The sequence below is a fragment of the Robinsoniella sp. genome (assembly GCF_034124845.1).
On the sequence record NZ_JAWYAJ010000369.1, the window covers coordinates 1 to 1,941 of the forward strand.

Genomic DNA, 1,941 nt, shown 5'->3' on the forward strand with positions numbered 1-1,941 from the left:
GAATCTCCAACCACCAATATGATAGTCATAATTCCAGCCAGCGTATGCAAGTCAGAAGAAGATGTCATAAGAAGCACTATTCCTATTATAAAGGCTGAGACTAAATACATGATATCAAAAGCTATTTCAAGATTGCCAAAGACTCTTTTCATGGCACTTCTCCAATCGTCTAAAATTAATAATAGTTCCTGTTATTAATATAAGCCATATCTATGCAATTGTCAAGAAAATATTTGAATATTTTCAAAAATATGGTAATACTCTGTTGGATAATATCTAAATATCACATTATTTTTCTTCTAAAAAAGGTATACGGCTATATATGCCATACACCTTTTTACTGAACTGGGGTATTTCCATCGAATTGCTAATCTTGGGCTGCGATCTATCCATTCCATAAGCCGTGGAAAATTCCACATTCATCTCAATTACGATTTCAGATATGCGTCAAGAATCTTCTGTGTCTTTAGTGAATCTTCATGCAGCATAATCGTATTAGATTCTAAAGCATCCATCACTATTTGTCGGTTTTCCAGTGCTTCACGATATGTATCTTCCTTAAACGATACCTCCGTAATATACTCTGTTGAATCTTCTGTTTTACTATATACTGGCCATATTTCAATATCGATATCAATTCCGGATATATTACCGGCATATTTACTGTAGTAAACAGGACCGCATTTTTTGCCGTTTTCCAGGGTATCTTTTCCCCAGTTTTTCCCCTGCCAGTTTTCTAATTTTCCCGGCATTCTATCTTTTAAGATTTCTATTGCATCATCTTTTTTTGGTAATTCTAACTCATCATACCCTTTATTTGGCTCTTTTTTCTTATTGCTTAGACTAAGGGTCATTTTCGCATATCCCCAGTCTACCTGTGCCTCATAATTTGTGTCAGAAATATCAAATCCCTCACTGTTAGCCAATGAAAGAGCTGAATCAATATCTCCGTTTTCAATAGAATATCTCTTCTTATATGTCAGTTCAAAATTGTCACTGTCTTCTTTTATTCGAATTCTGTTATTCCACCCCTGATCAGAAAAATCATATTCAGGTGTTTCAATGTACAGAACCCCAACCGTTTCATATGTTTTACCTGTGTTGAAAAAATCACGATATTCACTCTTTAACTGCTCGTCACTGTTAAGAACTTTATCCGAATCAATAAGAAACTTCATTTCATAGTCCGGTACCATATTGGCTTCTGCCTTAACTGGAACTGTATATAATAAAGAAAATACACTAACGGAAGCTAAAACTGCTGTAAATAATCTTTTCATTTTTATTCTCCTCTAGATTTCCAATGTATCTTTTACAGATACACATTCTGTCAATTGACTTTTATCAGATATTATATTTGCGGAATGAAATAGTACCACCTTTTCAAATTGGTTATCCGAACAAACCGTTCTTGCCTGATGATAATTCATATGTACAGGATACTGAAATAGCTGCGCATTCCCGTTGTTGAACAGAAAATCAGCATACGTATTTTTATAAATATGGCCGGTAAAGACGATATGACCTCCAAGTTCGATGAATTTATCTGCAAATCTTTGATTCCGGACACTGCTTAACTGCGCATCAGAGACTACTATTATCGCGGGTTCTCTAAACCAGTGGCTCAGATGCCGTATCTGTCTCTGGATTTGATGGGTGTGCCATTGTTCATCGCTCACTTTAATCTGCTGGTATATCATGCTGTCAACATATATATGTATGGATTCTTCTATCGCTTCAAGCATACACACCAGCTCCAGTCCTCTTCCATACTTTGGTACCGGAAGCAGTACTGTTCTCTTTTCTTTTATACAGTTTTTCAATTTATTACACAGAATTTCTTTTAAACTGTCTGTATCCGCTTTACTTTTTCCGTCACCACAATCCAGTACTGCAATATTTGCATTTATGTACTTCAGTTTATCACATTTATATAGATTT

2 protein-coding genes are annotated in these 1,941 nt (G+C 35.2%); both read right to left on the reverse strand.

Features of this window, described 5'->3' with window-relative positions; all coding sequences use genetic code 11:
* Nucleotides 1-428 precede the first annotated feature (428 nt).
* Nucleotides 429-1,280 (reverse strand): hypothetical protein, encoded by an 852-nt coding sequence (locus tag ACH2DQ_RS18670; RefSeq protein WP_394915276.1) that lies wholly within the window; start codon nt 1,278-1,280, stop codon nt 429-431.
* Nucleotides 1,281-1,292: 12 nt separating this feature from the next.
* A partial coding sequence (locus ACH2DQ_RS18675) for a hypothetical protein (RefSeq protein ID WP_395027815.1) occupies nt 1,293-1,941 on the reverse strand: 649 nt, incomplete at its 5' end.

Excerpts from the sequence above, each read along its gene's own strand:
- ACH2DQ_RS18670 (WP_394915276.1), bottom strand. The coding sequence starts at position 1,280 with ATGAAAAGATTATTTACAGCAGTTTTAGCTTCCGTTAGTGTATTTTCT.